The sequence below is a fragment of the Thiohalomonas denitrificans genome, from assembly GCF_900102855.1.
GTDB classification, from domain to species: domain Bacteria; phylum Pseudomonadota; class Gammaproteobacteria; order Thiohalomonadales; family Thiohalomonadaceae; genus Thiohalomonas; species Thiohalomonas denitrificans.
In genome coordinates, this window is sequence record NZ_FMWD01000004.1 from 74,108 (window position 1) to 92,885 (window position 18,778).

Consider the following 18,778-nt stretch of genomic DNA (forward strand, 5'->3'; position numbering starts at 1 on the left):
CACGAAACACCTCGTTCTGCCCAACGTCCGTGCGCTCTGCAGGATTTTTCCCGTCGGCTGCTATCTTTCCAGCAGAGTTCTCGACGTTGAGTCACCCGCCTCAAGGTGCGGGGGCCGATTTTCCCCAATCTCAAGGACGGGAGGCATATCACCATGCCGGAGCAGCACTCCTTGGAGGCCACTGACGGATGGCCGAGCCAGCATAGCTACCTTGCCACTCTTCGGCGGTCGCCATGAATGATAGAAAGCGCGATGAATTGATGCACCCACCGGACCTGACGCAACACGCCAGGGGGACCGGTCCCATTCGCACGCAGCGCCCGCTTTATGTGGACCTGCTGCCGCCCTGCAACAATGCCTGTCCGGCCGGTGAGAATATTCAGGGATGGCTGGCATTGGCCCAGGCGGGATCGTACGAGAAAGCGTGGCAGGTGCTGATGGAGGACAACCCGATGCCCTCCGTCCACGGCCGTGTCTGCTATCACCCCTGCGAGGACAACTGCAACCGGAACGAGGTGGACAGTACCGTCAACATCCACGCAGTGGAACGGTTTCTCGGCGATCTCGCGTTGCGCGAAGGCTGGCAAGTTAAGAAGGTCGCGCCTCCAACGGGCCGACGGGTGCTGGTGGTGGGAGCCGGACCCAGCGGCCTTTCCGCCGCCTTTCACCTAAGCCGCCTCGGGCACGCCGTTGAGATCCACGAGGCCGGACCACTGCCGGGCGGCATGATGCACTTCGGAATCCCCGCTTATCGTATGCCCCGGGAGGAGCTGGAGCAGGAGGTTGAGCGCATCGAGGCCATGGGAGTCAAGATGGTGCTGAACCGCAGAGTGCAGGATGTATTGGCAGAAAAGGAGACCGGCGGGTTCGACGCGGTTTTTCTTGCCATCGGCTCTCATCTCGGCAAGCGCACGGAGATCCCCGCCAGAGATGCGGGCAAGATCCTCGATGCGGTCAGTTTTCTTCGTGATACCGCCACCGGCCAGCCGCCCGAACTGGGCCGACGTGTTGCGATCTACGGCGGCGGCAACACCGCAATGGATTCGGCGCGAACTGCCAAACGGCTCGGCGCCGAGGAGGCGTTGATCGTCTATCGCCGAAACCCGGAGCAGATGCCCGCCCACGCCTTTGAAGTCGAGGAGGCGATAAAAGAGGGCGTCAAGATCAACTGGCTGCGAACCATCAAGGCTATCGACCAGACCAGACTCCAGGTCGAGGTCATGGCCCTGGATCAGGAGGGCCGTCCCCAACCTACCGGGGAAATTGAAACACTCGAAGCCGATTCCCTGATCCTGGCACTGGGCCAGAAAACCGACTCGGCGTTCCTGCAGAGTGTTCCGGGTATCGAGTTCCGATCGGATGGCGCGGTGGCGGTCGGATCGAACTTCATGACCGGGTATCCGGGCCTGTTCGCCGGAGGCGATATGGTACCGAGCGAACGCACCGTGACGGCTGCGGTCGGTCATGGAAAAAAGGCTGCCCGGCACATCGATGCGTACCTGCGGGGTGAACAGTACGTCAAGCCACTCAAACACGACATCATCGGTTTCGACGGACTGCATCTCGGTTTCCTGACGGATGCGGAACAGCGGAAGCAGCCCTCTGTCGATCCGGAGCGCCGCGCCTATGGCTTCGAGGAGATCGCCAAGGGCTTGAGTGAAACGGAAGCTGCCTATGAATCCAGGCGCTGCTTCTCCTGTGGCAACTGCTTCGAATGCGACGGTTGTTACGGTGCATGTCCCGAAGACGCCATCATCAAACTGGGCCCGGGCAAGCGCTACCGGTTCGACTTCAATCGCTGCACAGGCTGCGCCGTCTGCTTCGAGTACTGCCCCTGTCACGCCATCGAAATGATCCCGGAACCAGGAGTTGCCGATGCAACCGGAAAAGATCACCACGCTTGAGGGCAACGAGGCGGTTGCGTACACCGCCTATCGCATCAATGAAGTGTGCGCCATCTATCCCATTACGCCCTCCTCGACCATGGCGGAACTTGCCGATCAGTGGGCATCCGAAGGCAAAACCAATATCTGGGGCAACATTCCCCTGGTCAGCGAGATGCAGAGCGAGGGTGGAGCCGCCGGGGCGCTACACGGGGCCCTGCAGACCGGTGCGTTGACCACCACCTTCACCGCATCGCAGGGTCTGCTCCTGATGATCCCGAATATGTACAAGATCGCCGGCGAGCTGACCCCCACCGTATTTCATGTGGCGGCAAGATCCCTGGCCGCTCAGGGCTTGTCGATATTCGGCGACCACTCCGATGTCGCCGCGGTGCGCAGCACCGGCTTCGCGCAGCTCGCCTCGGGTTCGGTACAGGAGGCGCACGATACAGCGCTGATTGCCCAGGCGGCAACGCTGGAATCGCGGATTCCTTTCGTCCACTTCTTTGATGGTTTCCGTACCTCCCACGAAGTGAATAAGCTGACCTTGATCAGCGAAGAACAGATTCGCGCAATGATGGACGACAACGCAGTACGTGCCCACCGTAGCCGGGCGCTGAATCCGGACCATCCATTCATACGTGGCACCTCGCAGAACCCCGACGTCTATTTTCAGGGACGGGAAACGGTCAATCGCTTTTATGCCCGGTTGCCCACCATTCTCCAGGAGAAGATGGATGCCTTCCACGAGTTGACCGGAAGGGCCTACCGCCTGTTCGAGTATTACGGGGATCCCGAAGCGGAGCGGGTGGCGATCATCATGGGATCGGGAGCGCACACCATTCGCGAGACCGTCGCCGTGCTGGGCCGCTCGGGAGAGAAGTGCGGCGTGATTCATGTGCGTCTCTGTCTGCCGTTCTCCGCCGAACACTTCCTCGCTGCGCTACCGCCCACAGTCAAGGCCATTGCCGTGCTCGACCGTACCAAGAGCCCGGGCGCCACCGGAGAGCCGCTGTATAGTGATGTGGTAACGATCCTGGCGGAGGCTCGGGCCGAAAACAGACTTCCCATGGATAGTCTGCCCGATGTCATCGGCGGCCGTTACGGTCTGTCGTCCAAGGAATTCACTCCCGCCATGGCCAAGGCCGTGCTGGATGAACTCAAGAAGCCACAAAAGAAGAACCCTTTCACCGTCGGCATTCAGGACGATGTAACCCACACCAGCCTCGAGTACGACCCTGCTTTCAACATCGAGTCGGACGAGGTGGTGCGCGCGATTTTCCTCGGGCTTGGCGCCGACGGCACCGTCGGTGCCAACAAGAACAGCATCAAGATCATCGGTGAATCAACGCCGCTTTTCGCCCAGGGCTACTTCGTCTACGACTCGAAAAAATCCGGCTCACGCACAGTATCCCACCTGCGCTTCGGACCGAATCCGATCAATTCACCCTATCTCATCCAATCTGCCAGCTTCATCGGTTGTCACCAGTTCAACTTCATCGAGAAGATGGATGTCCTGGAGGGCGCACAGCCCGGCGCCACACTGCTGCTCAACAGTCCCTACGGCCCCGACGAGGTCTGGGACCATTTGCCGCGTCACGCCCAGCAGCAGATCATCGACAAAGGCATTTCGTTCTACGTCATCGACGCGTCGAGGGTGGCCCGCGAGACGGGTATGGGCAGTCGCACCAATACGATTATGCAAACCTGCTTTTTCGCCATCTCCGGTGTATTGCCGCAGGATGAGGCTATCGCGCGGATAAAGGACACTGTCCGAAAGACCTACGGCAAGAAAGGCGAAGAGATTGTCGAGAAGAATTTCCTGGCGGTGGACCGCACACTTGAACAGCTCTACCACGTGACGGTTCCCGACCACCCCCCCAGCGCTATCGAGATGCCACCCGTGGTACCGCCACAAGCGCCGGAATTCGTGCAGAAGGTAACCGCAATGATGATGGCCGGAAAAGGGGATCGGTTGCCGGTTTCCATGCTGCCCATCGACGGCACCTATCCCTCCGGTACCACTCGCTGGGAGAAACGCAACATCACCGATTTCGTCCCCGTATGGGAGCCCGAAATCTGCATTCAGTGCGGCAATTGCAGTTTTGTCTGTCCCCATAGCGTCATCCGCGCGAAGTTCTACAACGAGGATCAGCTCGAAGGGGGACCCGATGGCTTTCCATCGGCTCCGATCAACGCCCGTGGATTTCCCGAGACGCGATTCACACTGCAGATCTACGTCGAGGATTGCACCGGTTGCGGTATCTGCGTGGAGTCATGCCCCGCCAAGAGCCTGCAGCAAAGCGGGGTCAAAGCGATCAATATGGGGCCCAAGGCGCCCATCCTCGAACGGGAACGGCAGAACATCCAGTTCTTTGAACGCATACCGGTCAACGAACGATCGCGGGTGGAGTTCTCTACCGTGCGCGGAGTGCAGTTTCTGGAACCGCTGTTCGAGTTTTCCGGCGCCTGTACCGGCTGCGGAGAAACCCCCTATGTTCGTCTTCTCTCGCAGCTGTTCGGCGATCGCCTGATGGTCGCCAATGCCACCGGTTGTTCATCCATTTACGGGGGCAATCTTCCCACCACGCCGTGGACCACGAATGCGGAGGGGCGCGGGCCGGCGTGGTCAAATTCACTGTTTGAAGACAATGCCGAGTTCGGCTTCGGCTTCCGCCTGACCGCCGACAAGCACCTGGCGCTGGCAACCCAGCTGGCGCAGGAGTTCAAAGAGGAGATCCAATCCGAACTGATCGATGAAATCCTCGCCGCCGAGCAGCGTACCGAGTTGCAGATCCGCCAACAGCGCATGCGGGTGGCGGAATTGAGAGTGGCGCTCGAACCCATCGACAGCGAAAAAGCCCGCGATCTGCTCTCGGTAATCGATCACCTGGTACGGCGTAGCATCTGGTTCGTAGGGGGCGACGGCTGGGGTTACGATATCGGATCAAGCGGTCTTGACCATGTACTGGCCAGCGGGAGAGACGTCAACGTGCTGCTGCTGGACACCGAGGTCTACTCCAACACTGGCGGTCAGATGTCCAAGGCGACCCCGTTGGGAGCGGTCGCCAAATTCGCCGCATCGGGAAAGACGGTAGCGAAAAAGGGCCTCGCGTTGCAGATGATCTCCTATGGCAACGTCTATGTGGCCCGGATTGCAATGGGTGCCAACCCCCAGCAAACGCTGCTGGCCCTGAGAGAGGCGGAAGCGTATCCCGGACCGTCGCTGGTGCTTGCTTACAGTCACTGCATTGCACACGGCTTCAACCTGCGAGACGGCATGAAGCAGCAGGAACTGGCCGTGGCCAGCGGCTACTGGCCACTGATGCGTTACAACCCCGCCCTGCGCCAGTCGGATCATAATCCGCTGGTGCTCGATTCGCCGCGTCCCCGCATTCCCCTCAAGGATTATGCGTTCAACGAACTGCGTTACAGCATGCTGGCCCGGACCCATCCCGCGGAAAGCGAACACCTGATGAGACTGGCCCAGGAGGCGGTAAATCAGAAATGGGAAACCTACGAAGAGATGGCCAGCCGCAGTGGCAGCCGCTTCATTCCGGACGCCAGCGTCAATCGATAACTGATCAGGAGAAAGACCATGGACCTCAGCACGACCTACATGGGACTCCAGCTAAAGCACCCCGTCGTCGCCTCGGCATCGCCGCTGTCGGCAACACTGGACGGATTCAGACGGATGGAGGACGGAGGCGTGGCGGCCGTGGTCATGTTCTCGATATTCGAAGAACAGGTCAGGGAGGAGAATGAAGCCTTTTCCCGGTTAATGGAAGCGGGCAGCGAGAGCTACCCCGAATCCTTGAACTATTTCCCCGAAGTAAGCACCTATGAGGTCGGCCCCGATCGGTACCTGGAGCTTATCCGGCGTGCGACCGAACAGGTCGACGTCCCGGTGATCGCGAGTATGAACTGCGCCACCACCGAGGGCTGGATCGAGTACGCCAAACAGATGGAACAGGCCGGGGCCCACGGGCTGGAGCTGAATATCTATCGAGTCGAAGCCGATTTCGGCATCGGCAGCCTGGAGGTCGAGCAGCACTACCTGGACATTCTGGCCATGGTTAAATCGGCCGTGAGCATTCCGGTCGCGCTCAAACTAAGCCCCTTTTTCAGTGCCACGGGTAATCTGGCTCTGCGTCTGGATCAGGCGGGCGCCGACGCGCTGGTGCTTTTCAATCGCTTCTACCAGCCGGATATCGACATCACGGATCTGGAGGTCGCGTCAATACTGGATCTCAGCACCGCCAGCGAGATACGACTGCCTCTGCTCTGGACCGCTTTGCTGTGCGGGAAGGTGAACGCCTCGCTGGGAACCACGACCGGCGTGGAGGGGGCGGAGGAAGTGATCAAATATCTGTTGGCGGGTGCCGATGTCGTAATGAGCACGTCGGCTCTGCTACGCCATGGTCCGGCCTACGCCGCAACCATGGTCGATGGACTCAAGGACTGGATGGAGGCCCGGGAGTTCTCCTCCGTGGCTCAGCTCCGTGGAAACATGAGCCACGGCAAAGTAGCGAACCCCAGCGCTTTCGAGCGGGCCAACTATATAAAAATACTGCAGAGTTTCAGAGGCGAAATGCTCTCGGCGTGGAGGTAAAAAGGGCAATAAGCAACGTTCCGGTTGAGCCGTGCGCCGCCGCAGCTGAGGTGCAGCCCATTTTGAATATCTGGGCGGCCCTTGGCCGAAACAGGCCCCCGAAATCAACACCTAAATAGCTGTTCCGAGATGGTCACCACTTGATCCCTTCTCCCTTCAGAGAGAAGGTCGGAATGAGGGGGAGTGATGACACCATTTCGGAAAGCTATTTTAGTCTTAGTCGCCTCCCAAGGCCCAGTCGGCGGCCTCGTGACAGAGCGGGATATCCGGCTGTCGACGCCGCTCTCCCAGTTGTCTGCGTGCGGCCTGCAGAGCCGGTCGCAAACCTTCCTCCACCGTCGGGTGATAGAACGGCATCTGCAGGAGTTTATCGACCGTACTGCGCTGCTGGATGGCCCAGGCGAGCAGATGGCCGAGATGCTCGGCGTCCGGGGTGGCCATTTCGGAACCGACGATACAGCCCTCTTCGCTATCCACGTATAACTGCAGGATTCCCTCATTACGAGCGGTCATGAGCGCCCGCGGTTGCTGCCCAAAGTCCGCTGTCGCTACGATGTGCCGCTGCAAGTCCAGCTCGGCGTAGCGAAGGCCGGCGCTCGCCACGTTCGGTTCAGTGAAGACGATTTCCAAAGGGGTTCGCCTGCCGATCAGTTCCTTGTGCCCCGTCAACGCGTGATAGGCCGCTATCCGGCCTTCGTCTACAGCCTCGTGCATGAGCGGGCGCATACCGCTGACGTCGCCTGCGATGTAGATCGGCAGGTTACCGATCTGTAGCGAGCAGGGGTCATACTCGGGCACGCCACGCTCGTCCAGCGCGACGCCGATCGCGTCGAGATCCAGACCTTCGAGGTTTGGCCGTCGGCCGATGGCAGCCAGAACCCAGTCCACATCTATCGCTTCACCGTCAGCCAGTACCCGTATGGCACCGTTGGTTGTCTTCTCGAGGTCGACCTCACCAATAACGATGTCCATGTCCTTGCGTAGCGCCTGGAGCATGGCCTGGTTGACGGCCGGGTCCGTGATGGCAGCAACTCGCTCCGTCTTGTCAAACCCGTAAATCGTCACACCCAGCTGCGCGAATGCCTGTCCCAGCTCGGCACCGATCGGGCCGAGACCGACCACCGCACCTCTGCCACCCAGTGTCTTCTTCTCGAAAATGCTATCGGACGTCAGAACCCGGTTACCGAAGGCCTGCCACTTGGCAGGCACAATCGGCCGCGTGCCCGTGGCGATGATCGTCTTTTCGGTTCGTATGCGCTCGCCGTTGACCTCCAGGATAGTCGGTTCAAGGAACCGCGGGCGGCCCTGAATGCTTCCTTTCCCCAGCGATTCTGCGAGCTTGATGGGGCCTGCCGTGAAGCGGTCGCGCAGACTGCGCACATGTTCCATCACGGCGGGTATGTCGACCTGCATCTGATCCGTGCCCGCTACCCCCGCGCCTGACAGGAATTTACGAGATGCGTAGGTATGTGCCACTTCCAGCAATGCTTTCGAAGGCATGCATCCAACCCGCGCACAGGTCGTACCGTACGGGCCGTCGTTGATCAGGACCACATCATCGGTATGTCGCCGTGCTTCACTTAGCGCTGTCAGACCGGCAGTTCCGGCACCGATAATTACCAGCTTCACCGAACGGCTCATCGCCCCCTCCTTTCGATGCGAGTTCAAAGCACTCGATCCGAACGGGTCATCCCGCTCGCCGCCCGGCGAACTGCACGAGACGGCTCCAGTAGAAGACTAGCAAGGACAGATTCCGAGGCTTCCAGGGGCAGTTATTTGTTAAAGACGCGACCCGTGCCCTGCTCCGAAGAATGAAAAGGCGGGAGCTACGGTCGTGAGACCCAGAAAAAGCCGATTTACGGCCCGGGCGGTCCGGCGAGCTGGTGCGAATTTCACGAACCTCTGATTGACGAGCTTCGGGAAAGGACGCGAGCCCAGCTGGCCGGGCTCGCTTAGCCAGTCTCAGGCAGCAGAGCGCATAGGAGCGGTCCGTACGTGCGTGCTGTACAACGTTAGCCCCGTAAACGCCAACCCGCCGACCAGGTTACCCAGCACGGTGGGAATCTCGTTCCAGAGAAAGTAGTCCCCCACGGAAAACCCGCCGCCCATGATGATCGCAGATGGAAACAGAAACATGTTCACAACCGAGTGTTCAAACCCCATAAAGAAAAAGAGCATTATCGGCATCCACATTGCAATGACTTTGCCGCTGACCGTCGTCGAGATCATTGCGCCGACCACACCCAGGGATACCATCCAGTTGCACAACATGCCCCGCAGGAAAATCGTCAGCCACCCAGCCATCCCGTATTGCTCGTAGCCCAGGGTCCGGCTTTCGCCGATATTCGCGATCTTTTGACCTACCGCTCCCGGATCAGTGGCGAAACCGTAGGTGAAAACCGCTGCCATCATGAACGCCACTGTTATTGCACCCGCGAAATTTCCCACGAACACGAGGCCCCAGTTCCTCAAAATTCGATTCACTGTCACCCCGGGCCGCTTATCCAGTAACGCTAGGGGAGTCAACACGAACACCCCGGTCAGCAGGTCAAAGCCCATCAGATACAACATGCAAAACCCGACAGGGAACAGAATCGCACCCACCAGCGGGGAACCGGTCTGGACAGCAATCGTGACTGCGAAGGCAGCGGCCAGGGCGAGGATGGCACCAGCCATATACGCCCTGATCAGCGTATCCCTGGTGGACATGAAGACCTTGGATTCTCCAACATCCACCATTTTCGTGACGAATTCAGAAGGCATCAGATAAGCCATGGAAGTTCCCCTGTTCGGTTGATCGAGAGTCTCATTCGGAATGGTTCCGGATTCGTATCTACGTAGTTGCGAACAGCAGAATCCGTGCCAGAGATGTCTTACATTTCCAACTCCTTGTTTATATGAGTTAATGCAGTGAGCGCGGAGACGGAGTGGCCGAAGGGAGATGCTCTTGATCGATGCAATAGCCGTGAATCGGTATTGTTTTGGTGCGATTATTCTCGCGCAAGTTTTTCCTCTAACAGCACTAAACTTTCGATCAACGGTCGAACTGTGGGTACTATACGTTTTCCCGCGCGCCACATCGGTGGGACTAACCACCGAATGTAGTCACGACGCCCGCCGCATCCGCCAGGGCACGCTGTTTCGAATTCGGCCCCGCAGTCGAAGCGGTGGCGGGGCACGGCGTCGTATCACTGTGCCACGGGCCGTACCGATCCCCGGGGCTCGCCGCCGACAAACAACACGATTACCAGGAGCAGCGTACCACCATGCCCGCCGACAAAAGGCACGCCCACCACCCCGCCCGCGAGCGCGAAAACGGATCGCCGAGCGAGGAGCACGCCGTAGCCATCGTCGGCATCGGCGCCTCAGCGGGCGGTCTGGAAGCGGCCACGGCGCTGCTCGACGCCCTACCGCCCGATACCGGACTCGCCTTCGTCCTGATCCAGCACTTGGCGCCCGACCACCCGAGCATGCTGGTGGACCTGCTGGCCCGGCACACCGACATGCCCGTCGAGGAGGCACAAAACGCGGTGCCGGCCGCGCCTAATCACATCTACGTCATACCGCCGAACGCCAGTCTTGGCATCCTCCACGGCGTGTTGCAGGTGCTCCCGGCGCTCGACCACCACGGGGCGCTTCTGACGATCGACTATTTCCTGTGCGCCCTCGCCCGGGACCAGGGGCCGCGCGCCATCGGCGTTATCCTCTCGGGCAGCGCCTCGGACGGGGCGCGCGGGATCGCGGCGATCAAGGCCGAGAGCGGCATCACCTTCGCCCAGAACAAGGAGAGCGCCCAGCACCCCAGCATGCCCCAAAGCGCCGCCGAGGCCGGGGCGGACAAGGTGTTATCCCCCGCCGACATCGCCCGGGAGCTAGCTCGCATCGCCGGCGAGCCGTTGCGCGTCGACTCGGCGGATCGGCCGGGGCTGGGCGACCACCTGGGCACGGTGCTGTTTCTGCTGCGCAACCAGAGCGGCCACGACTTCACCGGCTACAAACCCAATACCATCGAGCGACGCATCACCCGGCGCATGTTGCTGCACAAGCTGAGGACGGTCGAGGAGTACATCCGCTATCTGCAACAGTCGCCGGGCGAACTCCAGGCGCTGTTCGAGGAGCTGCTGATCAGCGTCACCGCCTTTTTTCGTGACCCGGAGGTGTTCGACGCGCTCCAGCGGCAGGTCTTCCCGCGTCTGATCGAGGGGCGGCCGGCCCAAGACCCCATCCGGGTCTGGGTGCCGGGCTGCGCCGGGGGTGAAGAGGCCTATTCCATCGCCATCGCCCTGAGCGAATACCTCGCCTCCACGCCGGTGCCGGCGCAGACGGTGCAGGTCTTCGGCAGCGACATCGACGAGCGGGCGATCCTGCGTGCGCGCGCCGGCCTCTATCCCGACAGCATCATGGCCGACGTCTCGGCGGAGCGGTTGCAGCGTTTCTTCGTCAAGACGACCAACGGTTACCAAGTGGCCCAGCCGATCCGCGACATGTGTGTATTCGCCGTGCAGGACATCAACCGCGACCCGCCATTCTCGCGCATGGACCTGGTCTCCTGCCGCAACCTGCTGATCTACCTGGGACCGGCGCTACAGGAAAAGGTGCTGGGGACGTTGCACTACGCGCTCAAGCCGGCCGGTTTCCTGCTGCTGGGCAGCTCGGAGAGCATCGGCAAGGCGGCGGACCTGTTCACCCTGATGGACAAGAAGGCCAAGATCTACGAAAGGAAGTCCTCACAGCGACCGGTCGCCCGCCCGGGCACCTCCTGGCCGGAGACCCGTGCGGGTGAAGCCATCACCCGCACGGCCGCCCCGATCGGCGCACCGGCGCGGGACGTGGTGCGTGAGGCCGAGCAGTACATCCTCGCGGAATTCAGTCCGCCTGCGCTGATTGTCAACGACCACATGGAGGTGGTCGGCTACAGCGGGCGCACCAGCCCCTACATCGAGCCGGCCCACGGTGCCGCCAGCGCTCAGCTATTCAAGGTGGTCCGCCAGGAGCTGACCGGGGCCCTGCACCTGGCGGTGCACCAGGTCCTGGATACGAACGAGCCGGTCGCCCGGGAGGCCATCCGCTATCGCGCGCAGGAGGCGGAGCGCTATGTCGACCTCACGGTACGCCCGCTACCGGCCGTGCCGGGCTATGTCCTGGTGGTGTTCCAGGAGGCGGGCATGGCGCCGGCAAGCCCGCCTCCGGAGTCCGCCGGCAGCCTGGTTCGCGCGCTGGAGCAGGAACTGTCAACCACCCGCGGGCAACTGCAGTCGATCATCAGCGAGCAGGTCAACACGGGCGAGACGCTGCAATCGGCCTACGAGGAGCTGCTGTCGAGCAACGAGGAGTTGCAGAGCACCAACGAAGAACTGGAAAGCGCCAAGGAGGAGCTGCAATCCACCAACGAGGAGCTGGCCACGGTCAACGAGGAGTTGCTGGTGCGCAACGGCCAGCTCGAACACGCCAATGATGACCTGCTCAACCTCCTGGCCAGCGTCGAACTGCCCATGGTCATGCTGGATGGGGAGTTGCGGGTGCGCCACTTCACACCCATGGCCCGACCGCTGCTCAACCTCATCGATGCGGACGTGGGACGGCCGCTGCGCCACCTGCGCACCAATCTCGACATCAAGGAGCTGGACCGCGACCTGCAAGCCGTGGTCGACAGCGGCGACAGCCGCACGATTGAGGTCCGCGGTCGCGGCGAGCGCTGGTACTCCCTGCGGATGCGGCCGTACAAGTCCCAGGAAGGTGCCATCGAAGGCGCCGTGCTGGTGTTCCTCGATCTGGCCGAGTTCTCCGCCGAGCACGCCCAGGACCTGCGGCTGGCCGCCATGGTGCGCGAGTCGGCCGACGCCATCAGCCTGCTGGACCTGGACGGCCGCATCCTGGAGTGGAACCGGGGCGCCGAGGCGCTGTACGGCTATCCCCAGGCCGAGGCCCAGCGGATGAACGTGAGCGCCCTCGCGCCGCATCCGGAGCAGCGGCAGGTGCAGGAGCTACTGGCGCGGCTGCGCGCCGGCGAGACTCTGCGTTCGGTCGGGGCCCGGCGGGTGACCCGCGACGGCCACGAGCTGGAGGTCAGCATCACCGCATCGCCCCTGCCCGGACCCGACGGGGCACCCATCGCCATCGTCTCCATCGAGCAGGACATCACTCACCTCAAACACAATCTCGAGCGCGCCCAGCGGCTGGCGACGGTGGTGCACGACGCCAACGACGCCATCACCGTGCGCGATCTCGACGGCCGCATCCGCGTCTGGAACCGGGCGGCCGAAAGGCTGTACGGTTACCGTGAAGAGGAGATGTTGGGGCTGGGGATCGACCGGCTGCTGTCGCCGGCCGCACGGGAGCAGGACGAGGCGTTACTGACGCGCCTGCGCCGCGGGGAACCCAACGAGCGATTCACGACCCAACGGAGGACGCGGAATGGCGGCACCATCACCGTCGAATTGACCGCATCGCTGTTGCGGGATGACGAAGGGCGACCCCAGGCCATCACCACCACCGAACGCACGGTGGCGGGCTGATGCAGCGCGCGGACGCGGCCATTTAACCAAAGAGGAAGACACCCGTGGAATCAATAGACCGCTTGAGCGCCGAGCAGTTGGCCGAGCGGCTGGCGTCGTTACAGACCACCCTGCAGGATGAGTCCGACGAGGTACAGCAACTGGTCCACAACCTCCGGGTCCACCAGATCGAGCTGGAGATGCAGAATCGCGAGCTGCGCGAGGCCCATGACGAACTGGAGGCCTCCCGCGACCGCTATGCCGACCTCTACGACTTCGCCCCGGTCGGCTATCTGAGCTTCAACGCGCGCGGGCAGGTGCTGAACCTCAACCTCACGGCCGCTGAACTGCTCGGCCAGGAGCGGCGGCGGGTGATCGGCCAGGCGTTTGTCAGCTATCTGGCACCGGGCCAGAGCACGGCGTTCGTCACCCATCTGCAGGCGGTATGCGATTCCGGGCAGGGACACGTCCTGGAATTCACCCTCAAAGGTCGCCGAGGCGAACCCATCGACGTACACCTGGAGAGCGTTGCCGCAGCGCACTCGCCGGACGCCGAGTGCGTCTGCCGCAGCGCCCTGACCGACGTCTCGCAACTGACACGGTCGCGTACGGCCCTGCGCGAGAGCGAGGCGCGCTACCGGCGCGAGGCCGCCGAGCTGGCCGCCATCTATCGCAGCGCGCCGGTGGGCATCGCCGTCCTCGATCAGGATCTGCGCTACCTGCGGGTCAACGAGTGTCTGGCCGATATGACCGGACTTTCCGTCGCCGAACACGTGGGCAAGCGGTTGGCCGAGGTCGTTCCGGCTCTGGCGAAGCAGGCGGCGCCCGGCCTGCGCCGGGTGTTGGCGACCGGCAAGCCGCTGCTGGGCGTGGAGCTCAGCAGCGAGACGCCGGCACAGCCCGGGGTGCGGCGCCACTGGGTGGAGCATTGGAGCCCGATGACCGACGAGAGCGGACGGGCCGTAGGCGTGATCGCGGTATCCGAAGAGGTGACCGAGCGAAAGCTCCTGGAGGCGACCCGCCGCCGCGAAAAGGAGCTGCGGCGACAGAACGACAAGCTCCAGCAATTCGCCTCGCTGGTGGCGCACGACCTCAAGGCGCCGCTACGCGCAGTCGATGTGCTGTCAAGTGCCATTGAGGAGGATGAGGGGGCGCGGCTGTCGTCCGAGGGGCTCGGCCAGTTGCAGCTATTGCGCACGCGGGTGCAGCGCATGAATGAGCTGGTCAGCGGGCTGCTCGATTATGCCCGCGCCGGCCGTGCCGATAGCGACGTCGTCGACGTCGATACCGCGCTCCTGGTGCAGGAGGTGCTTCAGTCCCGGGACGTGCCCGAGGGCTTCCGCGTGTCGGTTGCCCCGGACATGCCATGCCTGCGCACCGAACGGGCCCCCTTGCAGCAGGTGTTCGCCAACCTGATCGATAACGCCATCAAGTACCACGACCGCCCCGATGGCCATGTCCGGGTATCGTCCAGCGATATCGGCGACTTTCATGAATTCGCCGTAGCGGACGACGGGCCGGGCATAGCGCCCGAGGACCAAGAGCGTATCTTCGAAATGTTTCAGCGGATCTCCGACAAAAGCGGGGTCCAGGGTACCGGCATCGGGCTGGCCGTGGTCAAGAAGACCATTGAGACCGAGGGCGGCAGCCTGCATTTGGAATCGGCGCCAGGCCGGGGTGCCACGTTCCGCTTTACCTGGCCGAAGGATGTAGTGCAGCGTCGAATTTCCGACCAAGGGAATTGCGACAGTCACTGAACCCGGGAGAGCCAGCCCTTGCGCCAAAAATAGAGCAGCAGCCCTCCCGCGACGAAGAGCATGGTCAGCAACACCACCGGGTAGCCGTAGTACCAGTACAGCTCCGGCATAGCCCACGGGCTTCCGGGATGATGAAAGTTCATCCCATAAACCCCGGCGATGAATGTCAGGGGAATAAAGATGGTGGCAATGACCGTGAGCACCCGCATGACCTCGGAGAGCCGGTTGTTAACCGCCGACAGATGCACTTCCAATATCGAACTGGCCATGTCCCGATATACCTCGATCAACTCCATTATCTGTATGGTGTGGTCATAGCAATCGCGAATGTAAGGGCGCGTCTCTTCATGGATGATGTCATCGCCATCACGAAGCAGGTTGTTGACCGCCTCTCTCTGGGGCCAGAGCATCCGGCGCAGCAGCAGCAAGTGTCGCCTCAGGCGATGGATCTCTCTCGCCGCCGCCGCTCTCGGCTGCTCCAGCACATCACTCTCCAACTCATCAACCCGATCACCCAGGTCGTCAAGTAGCGGAAAGCCGGTATCAATGACGAAGTCGAAAAGCGTGTAGAGCAAGTAGTCGGCGCTCCGGGTGCGTATCCGGCCGCGACTGTGCTGCAATCGCCTCCTGACCGGCTTGAAGGGGTCGTTGTCGCCGGTATCAAACGAAACGATGAAGCCTCTGCCGTAGAAAATACTAACCTGTTCGATCGCGACATCATCGCCATCGAACCATGGCCGGGCCAGCACCGCAAACAATTGCCCGTCATAACGGTCCACCTTCGGCCGCTGGCCCACATTCATCACGTCCTCCAACGCCAGCGGATGCAGCCCGAAGAGATCGCCGAACGCCTGCAGGCGCTCTGTGCCGGGGTTGCCCTGAATATGGATCCAGGTAGTCGTAGGGCTACTCAGATAGGCGTCGGCCTCGGCCGGATCACTCAACTCGCGCTCTTCAAACGTGCTTTCGGAATAGTCGACCAGGGTGATGCGAAGGCTCGCAGCCGGCTCGGCGGGCATAAGGGTCCCGGGCGGCGTGCCGGGCGGGTGATAGCGTTTGCCAATTGGGTTCATGGGGGTGCCGGTCAAATAGGGGATAGTTCCATTGAAGCGGCGCCTCTGCCGGATTGCAATCTGGCACGGCTGCAAGCGTATCGGCTAAATACATATTCCGAAATGGTATCACCGCGTTGTCCTGTCTCCCTCAGGAAGAGGGGGAGTGATAGACACCATTTCGGACCACGTATTCAGCTTACGAGCAGACCGGCTGAATCTGAGCAGGCATAACCATCGCTCACTGAGGTCGACCCGAGATACCCCCACGCCCGATATGTAGGTAAGGCTCCGTCCGTACCCGCGTCGATACCGTTGACGAGCCAGGAGCTCAGGCTACGATTGTTTGTGGCGGTCGCCTGTGGAAGCCGCGCCGCACTCGGTGCGGTCATTTCACGGGTGAGAGGCTAGGCATAGCGCCTTCCGAGGCCGCAGCGCCGGCACAGGAAGGCCGGCGCTGACCTCGAGGTGAGCCCTGGGCCTCAAGCCGCCTGTGACGGACCGTTCCCCTCGCCTGCAGCTTCATGGAGGAAGCTCTGATGCATAAGACTGTAACTCACCCTGTGTCCTTTCCACATATCATGCTCGCCGCCTCATTGGCGTTCGCGCCGGCGGCAGGCTTTGCCCAAGGCAACGCCGCCAAGCCTGCGCCTGGCAAGAGCGACTACGTCGAGTTCGACGAGACGAAGGTGCTCATCGAGATCAACGCGACAGACGGCGATGTCGGCTTCCACGCCCTGCTCGATGGGGATGCTTGGCGCATAGCCAGGATCCGGGATCCACGCGGGCATGAGATCTTCCAGGAGAAGGCCAAGCAGGAATTGGCCGATCAGGGGCTCACGGAGAGCTTCTTCGAGAGCGCCGAGCCTCTCTGCCAAGCCGATCCCGAGGAACCCGATGCGCGCGTGGTCCCCTTAGGCCAGTTCCTGGAGCGCTTCGAGGCCGGCGAGTACACCTTCACAGCCAAAACCCTCGAGGGTGAGGCGATGCTGGGCACAGCGCAGCTGACCTACGCATTGCCCGCAGCGACCGAAATCCTCTCTTTCGACGGCTCGACGATCATTTGGGCGCCGGGGGATGCTCTTGGGCTGTGTCAGGACGACACGCTGGTTACCGAGGGCATCATCGAGGACCCCGCCACCGTGGACATCGTGGGTTGGCAGGTAGTGGTCGAACCGGCGGATGACGAGGCAGTCGACCCGTTGCGGATCTTCAGCGTGGAGCTGCCGGCCAATGTCCGGACCGTTACAGTCCCACAAGCCTTCATGCAAGCCTACTTTGAGGACGGTGTCACCGAGTTCAAGGTCGAGATCATTTCGATCGAGGAAAGCGGCAACCAGACGGCCTCTGAGGAAGAGTTCGATCTCAGCGCTGGGTAAGCATCAGCGTTGAACGCGCTGTGATGCGGGTCCGTCCCGAACGGGACAGTTCCGCTCAGACTCACGAGCCGGCCCGGAGGCCGGCTCGTTGGGGACCCTTGGTGGCATCGCAACGCTGAGTCCACCAATTCGACGATGCCCCTGGCGACCATTTCGCGACCCTCGAACTGGGTGGTCAGGTAACCCCATGCCGAATCGCAACGTTCTAAGGTGATCTAACACGGCAATGCCGAGTAATCGCGGGAGCTTTCTTCTTCGTTTCTTACAATGGGTGTCCATGTAAATCACCCCCCCCGGCGACCTACTTTCTCCACTTCATTGGATCGCAAACAGGTAATAAATTATGATTACCTTCGATTCTAGCCCAATCCTCAAATAGAATATCAATATTTCTCAAGTATTTTCCTAGTGTGTATTTATAACGCTGCGCATCTCCTTGCCACTTCGCGGCACCCGCTTCCAGCTCTACCAAGCCATAAAGGGTGATCGCTACACCATCTGGCAATAAAAGTGGATAGCTCGCATAGCATTCAGCACCACAGCTGCATTCACAGGCGACAAGACGCTGATTTTTTACATCTTCAATTGTGACGCCTTCGTTAATCGCGGACTCAAGCATTGATAGTTTTCTTTCGTAAAAAAATCCTTTGAAGGATTCTTTATCTTCAATTGCTTTACGATATTCTGCCTCTTTGAAAATATGTGTAACCTTGGCAAATATAATGTCTCCATTCTTTGGTTGAGCAGCACAACCAGCTAATAGTATTGATATAAATCCTATTAGAACCAGAACATTCTTACTCATAGGTCCTCCTTGGGGCTGCACCGCTTCCTGATGAAGAATATGGCTGTCCTATTCTCCACCCGCTACGCCACACCCCGCACGTTCTTAAGCAAAGCCACTCATCGAGCAAGAAAAAGCCATAATCGGCTTGCCTCCTCACATAAGCCGTGGCTTGCCCTGCAGCGGCAAAAAAGGGGAAGCCGTCGGACTCGATATGGGTGTTAGGCGACCTCGTTATACTACCTGAATACCCGAAGCGTCTTTATCATGCGACGATACTCTGCAACCGCTTTATCTTCCGCTTCTGGGTATCCCATGAATCCGGTGTCCGCGTCCTTCAGATGCCAGAAATTCAGAACAACGTTCTCTTTAAGCGAGGGACATACAAAGTAATACATCACTTCCTTTATCTGCTTGGCATTACGCACGAACTCCACACCAACAACCCCGCTCCCAATGGAATACTCCTTCTCAGTAATCTCGTTCCTGTAACCCCCTTTAATCTGCCCCGCGCGCTCTCTTTCGAGAAACTCTTCGAAATCTCCCTCCGACTTTACACTGAACGAGACACCCGAAGCAGGCGATTGGGGACGCTGTTCGCCTTCGTATTCTAGCCCCTTGGGCCATTCCCCTACGTGAAACCAAATTTTGGTTTTTCCGTCACTGCTGACATCTTCGACTTTTGCCCAAGACGGATACTCAAAACTGACTCCCCGAGAATTGTCCTCGTATTGGGTGTAAGTCTCGGCTGCTGCATAACAGCAAGAGACGGAGAGCATTGCCAAGGCCATCAGTATCTTCATGTTGTTTTTTTGCA

The 18,778-nt window shown here is 60.7% G+C and carries 11 protein-coding genes; 6 read left to right on the forward strand and 5 right to left on the reverse strand.

The annotated features are described in order from the left end of the window. The first annotated feature begins 233 nt into the window (after positions 1–233). From BLP65_RS07060 to BLP65_RS07070, 3 genes are read left to right on the forward strand one after another with little or no spacing between them, the layout of a single operon-like run. The gene (locus BLP65_RS07060; protein ID WP_092994609.1) at positions 234–1,904 is read left to right on the forward strand and encodes an NAD(P)-binding protein; all 1,671 of its coding nucleotides are present in this window, start codon (positions 234–236) and stop codon (positions 1,902–1,904) included. After that, entirely contained in the window at positions 1,876–5,463 is a 3,588-nt protein-coding gene (gene nifJ / locus BLP65_RS07065; RefSeq protein WP_092994612.1) for a pyruvate:ferredoxin (flavodoxin) oxidoreductase, read from the forward strand. The genes BLP65_RS07060 and nifJ overlap by 29 nt, the downstream gene beginning before the upstream one ends. Before the next feature lie 18 nt (positions 5,464–5,481). After that, positions 5,482–6,495, forward strand: coding sequence for a dihydroorotate dehydrogenase-like protein (locus BLP65_RS07070; protein WP_092994615.1), 1,014 nt, complete (start codon positions 5,482–5,484; stop codon positions 6,493–6,495). 216 nt (positions 6,496–6,711) lie between these two features. On the opposite strand, the gene BLP65_RS07075 is transcribed toward BLP65_RS07070, so the two are convergent. Together BLP65_RS07075 and BLP65_RS07080 are read right to left on the reverse strand one after the other, a co-directional pair. Beyond that, on the reverse strand, positions 6,712–8,136 hold the full coding sequence (locus BLP65_RS07075) for a dihydrolipoyl dehydrogenase (protein WP_092994618.1): 1,425 nt from the start codon (positions 8,134–8,136) through the stop codon (positions 6,712–6,714). Positions 8,137–8,457: 321 nt separating this feature from the next. Continuing rightward, the gene (locus BLP65_RS07080; RefSeq protein ID WP_092994621.1) at positions 8,458–9,270 is read right to left on the reverse strand and encodes a formate/nitrite transporter family protein; all 813 of its coding nucleotides are present in this window, start codon (positions 9,268–9,270) and stop codon (positions 8,458–8,460) included. A 491-nt stretch (positions 9,271–9,761) separates the two neighbouring features. On the opposite strand from BLP65_RS07080, the gene BLP65_RS07085 reads away from it, so the two are divergent. Both BLP65_RS07085 and BLP65_RS07090 read left to right on the forward strand, forming a co-directional pair. Continuing rightward, positions 9,762–13,010 carry a chemotaxis protein CheB gene (locus BLP65_RS07085; RefSeq protein WP_175452480.1) on the forward strand — a complete coding sequence of 1,083 codons (3,249 nt, stop codon included), beginning with the start codon at positions 9,762–9,764 and terminating at the stop codon, positions 13,008–13,010. Positions 13,011–13,054: 44 nt separating this feature from the next. Continuing rightward, positions 13,055–14,746, forward strand: coding sequence for a PAS domain-containing sensor histidine kinase (locus tag BLP65_RS07090; protein WP_092994624.1), 1,692 nt, complete (start codon positions 13,055–13,057; stop codon positions 14,744–14,746). Here BLP65_RS07090 and corA read toward each other — a convergent pair. Further along, on the reverse strand, positions 14,740–15,819 hold the full coding sequence (gene corA, locus BLP65_RS07095; protein ID WP_092994627.1) for a magnesium/cobalt transporter CorA: 1,080 nt from the start codon (positions 15,817–15,819) through the stop codon (positions 14,740–14,742). The two genes, BLP65_RS07090 and corA, sit on opposite strands and share 7 nt — an antisense overlap. Before the next feature lie 518 nt (positions 15,820–16,337). Between corA and BLP65_RS07100 the strand changes: the two genes are divergently transcribed. Further along, complete coding sequence (locus BLP65_RS07100; protein ID WP_139181446.1) at positions 16,338–17,177, forward strand: hypothetical protein; 840 nt, start codon at positions 16,338–16,340, stop codon at positions 17,175–17,177. Between the two features lie 301 nt (positions 17,178–17,478). Here the strand turns inward: BLP65_RS07100 and BLP65_RS07105 are convergent, their stop codons facing one another. Both BLP65_RS07105 and BLP65_RS07110 read right to left on the reverse strand, forming a co-directional pair. Further along, positions 17,479–17,982, reverse strand: a complete 504-nt coding sequence (locus BLP65_RS07105) for a hypothetical protein (RefSeq protein ID WP_092994633.1) — start codon at positions 17,980–17,982, stop codon at positions 17,479–17,481. Positions 17,983–18,200: 218 nt separating this feature from the next. After that, positions 18,201–18,764: a hypothetical protein gene (locus BLP65_RS07110; protein ID WP_139181447.1), complete on the reverse strand. Its 564-nt coding sequence runs from the start codon at positions 18,762–18,764 to the stop codon at positions 18,201–18,203. Positions 18,765–18,778 lie beyond the last annotated feature (14 nt).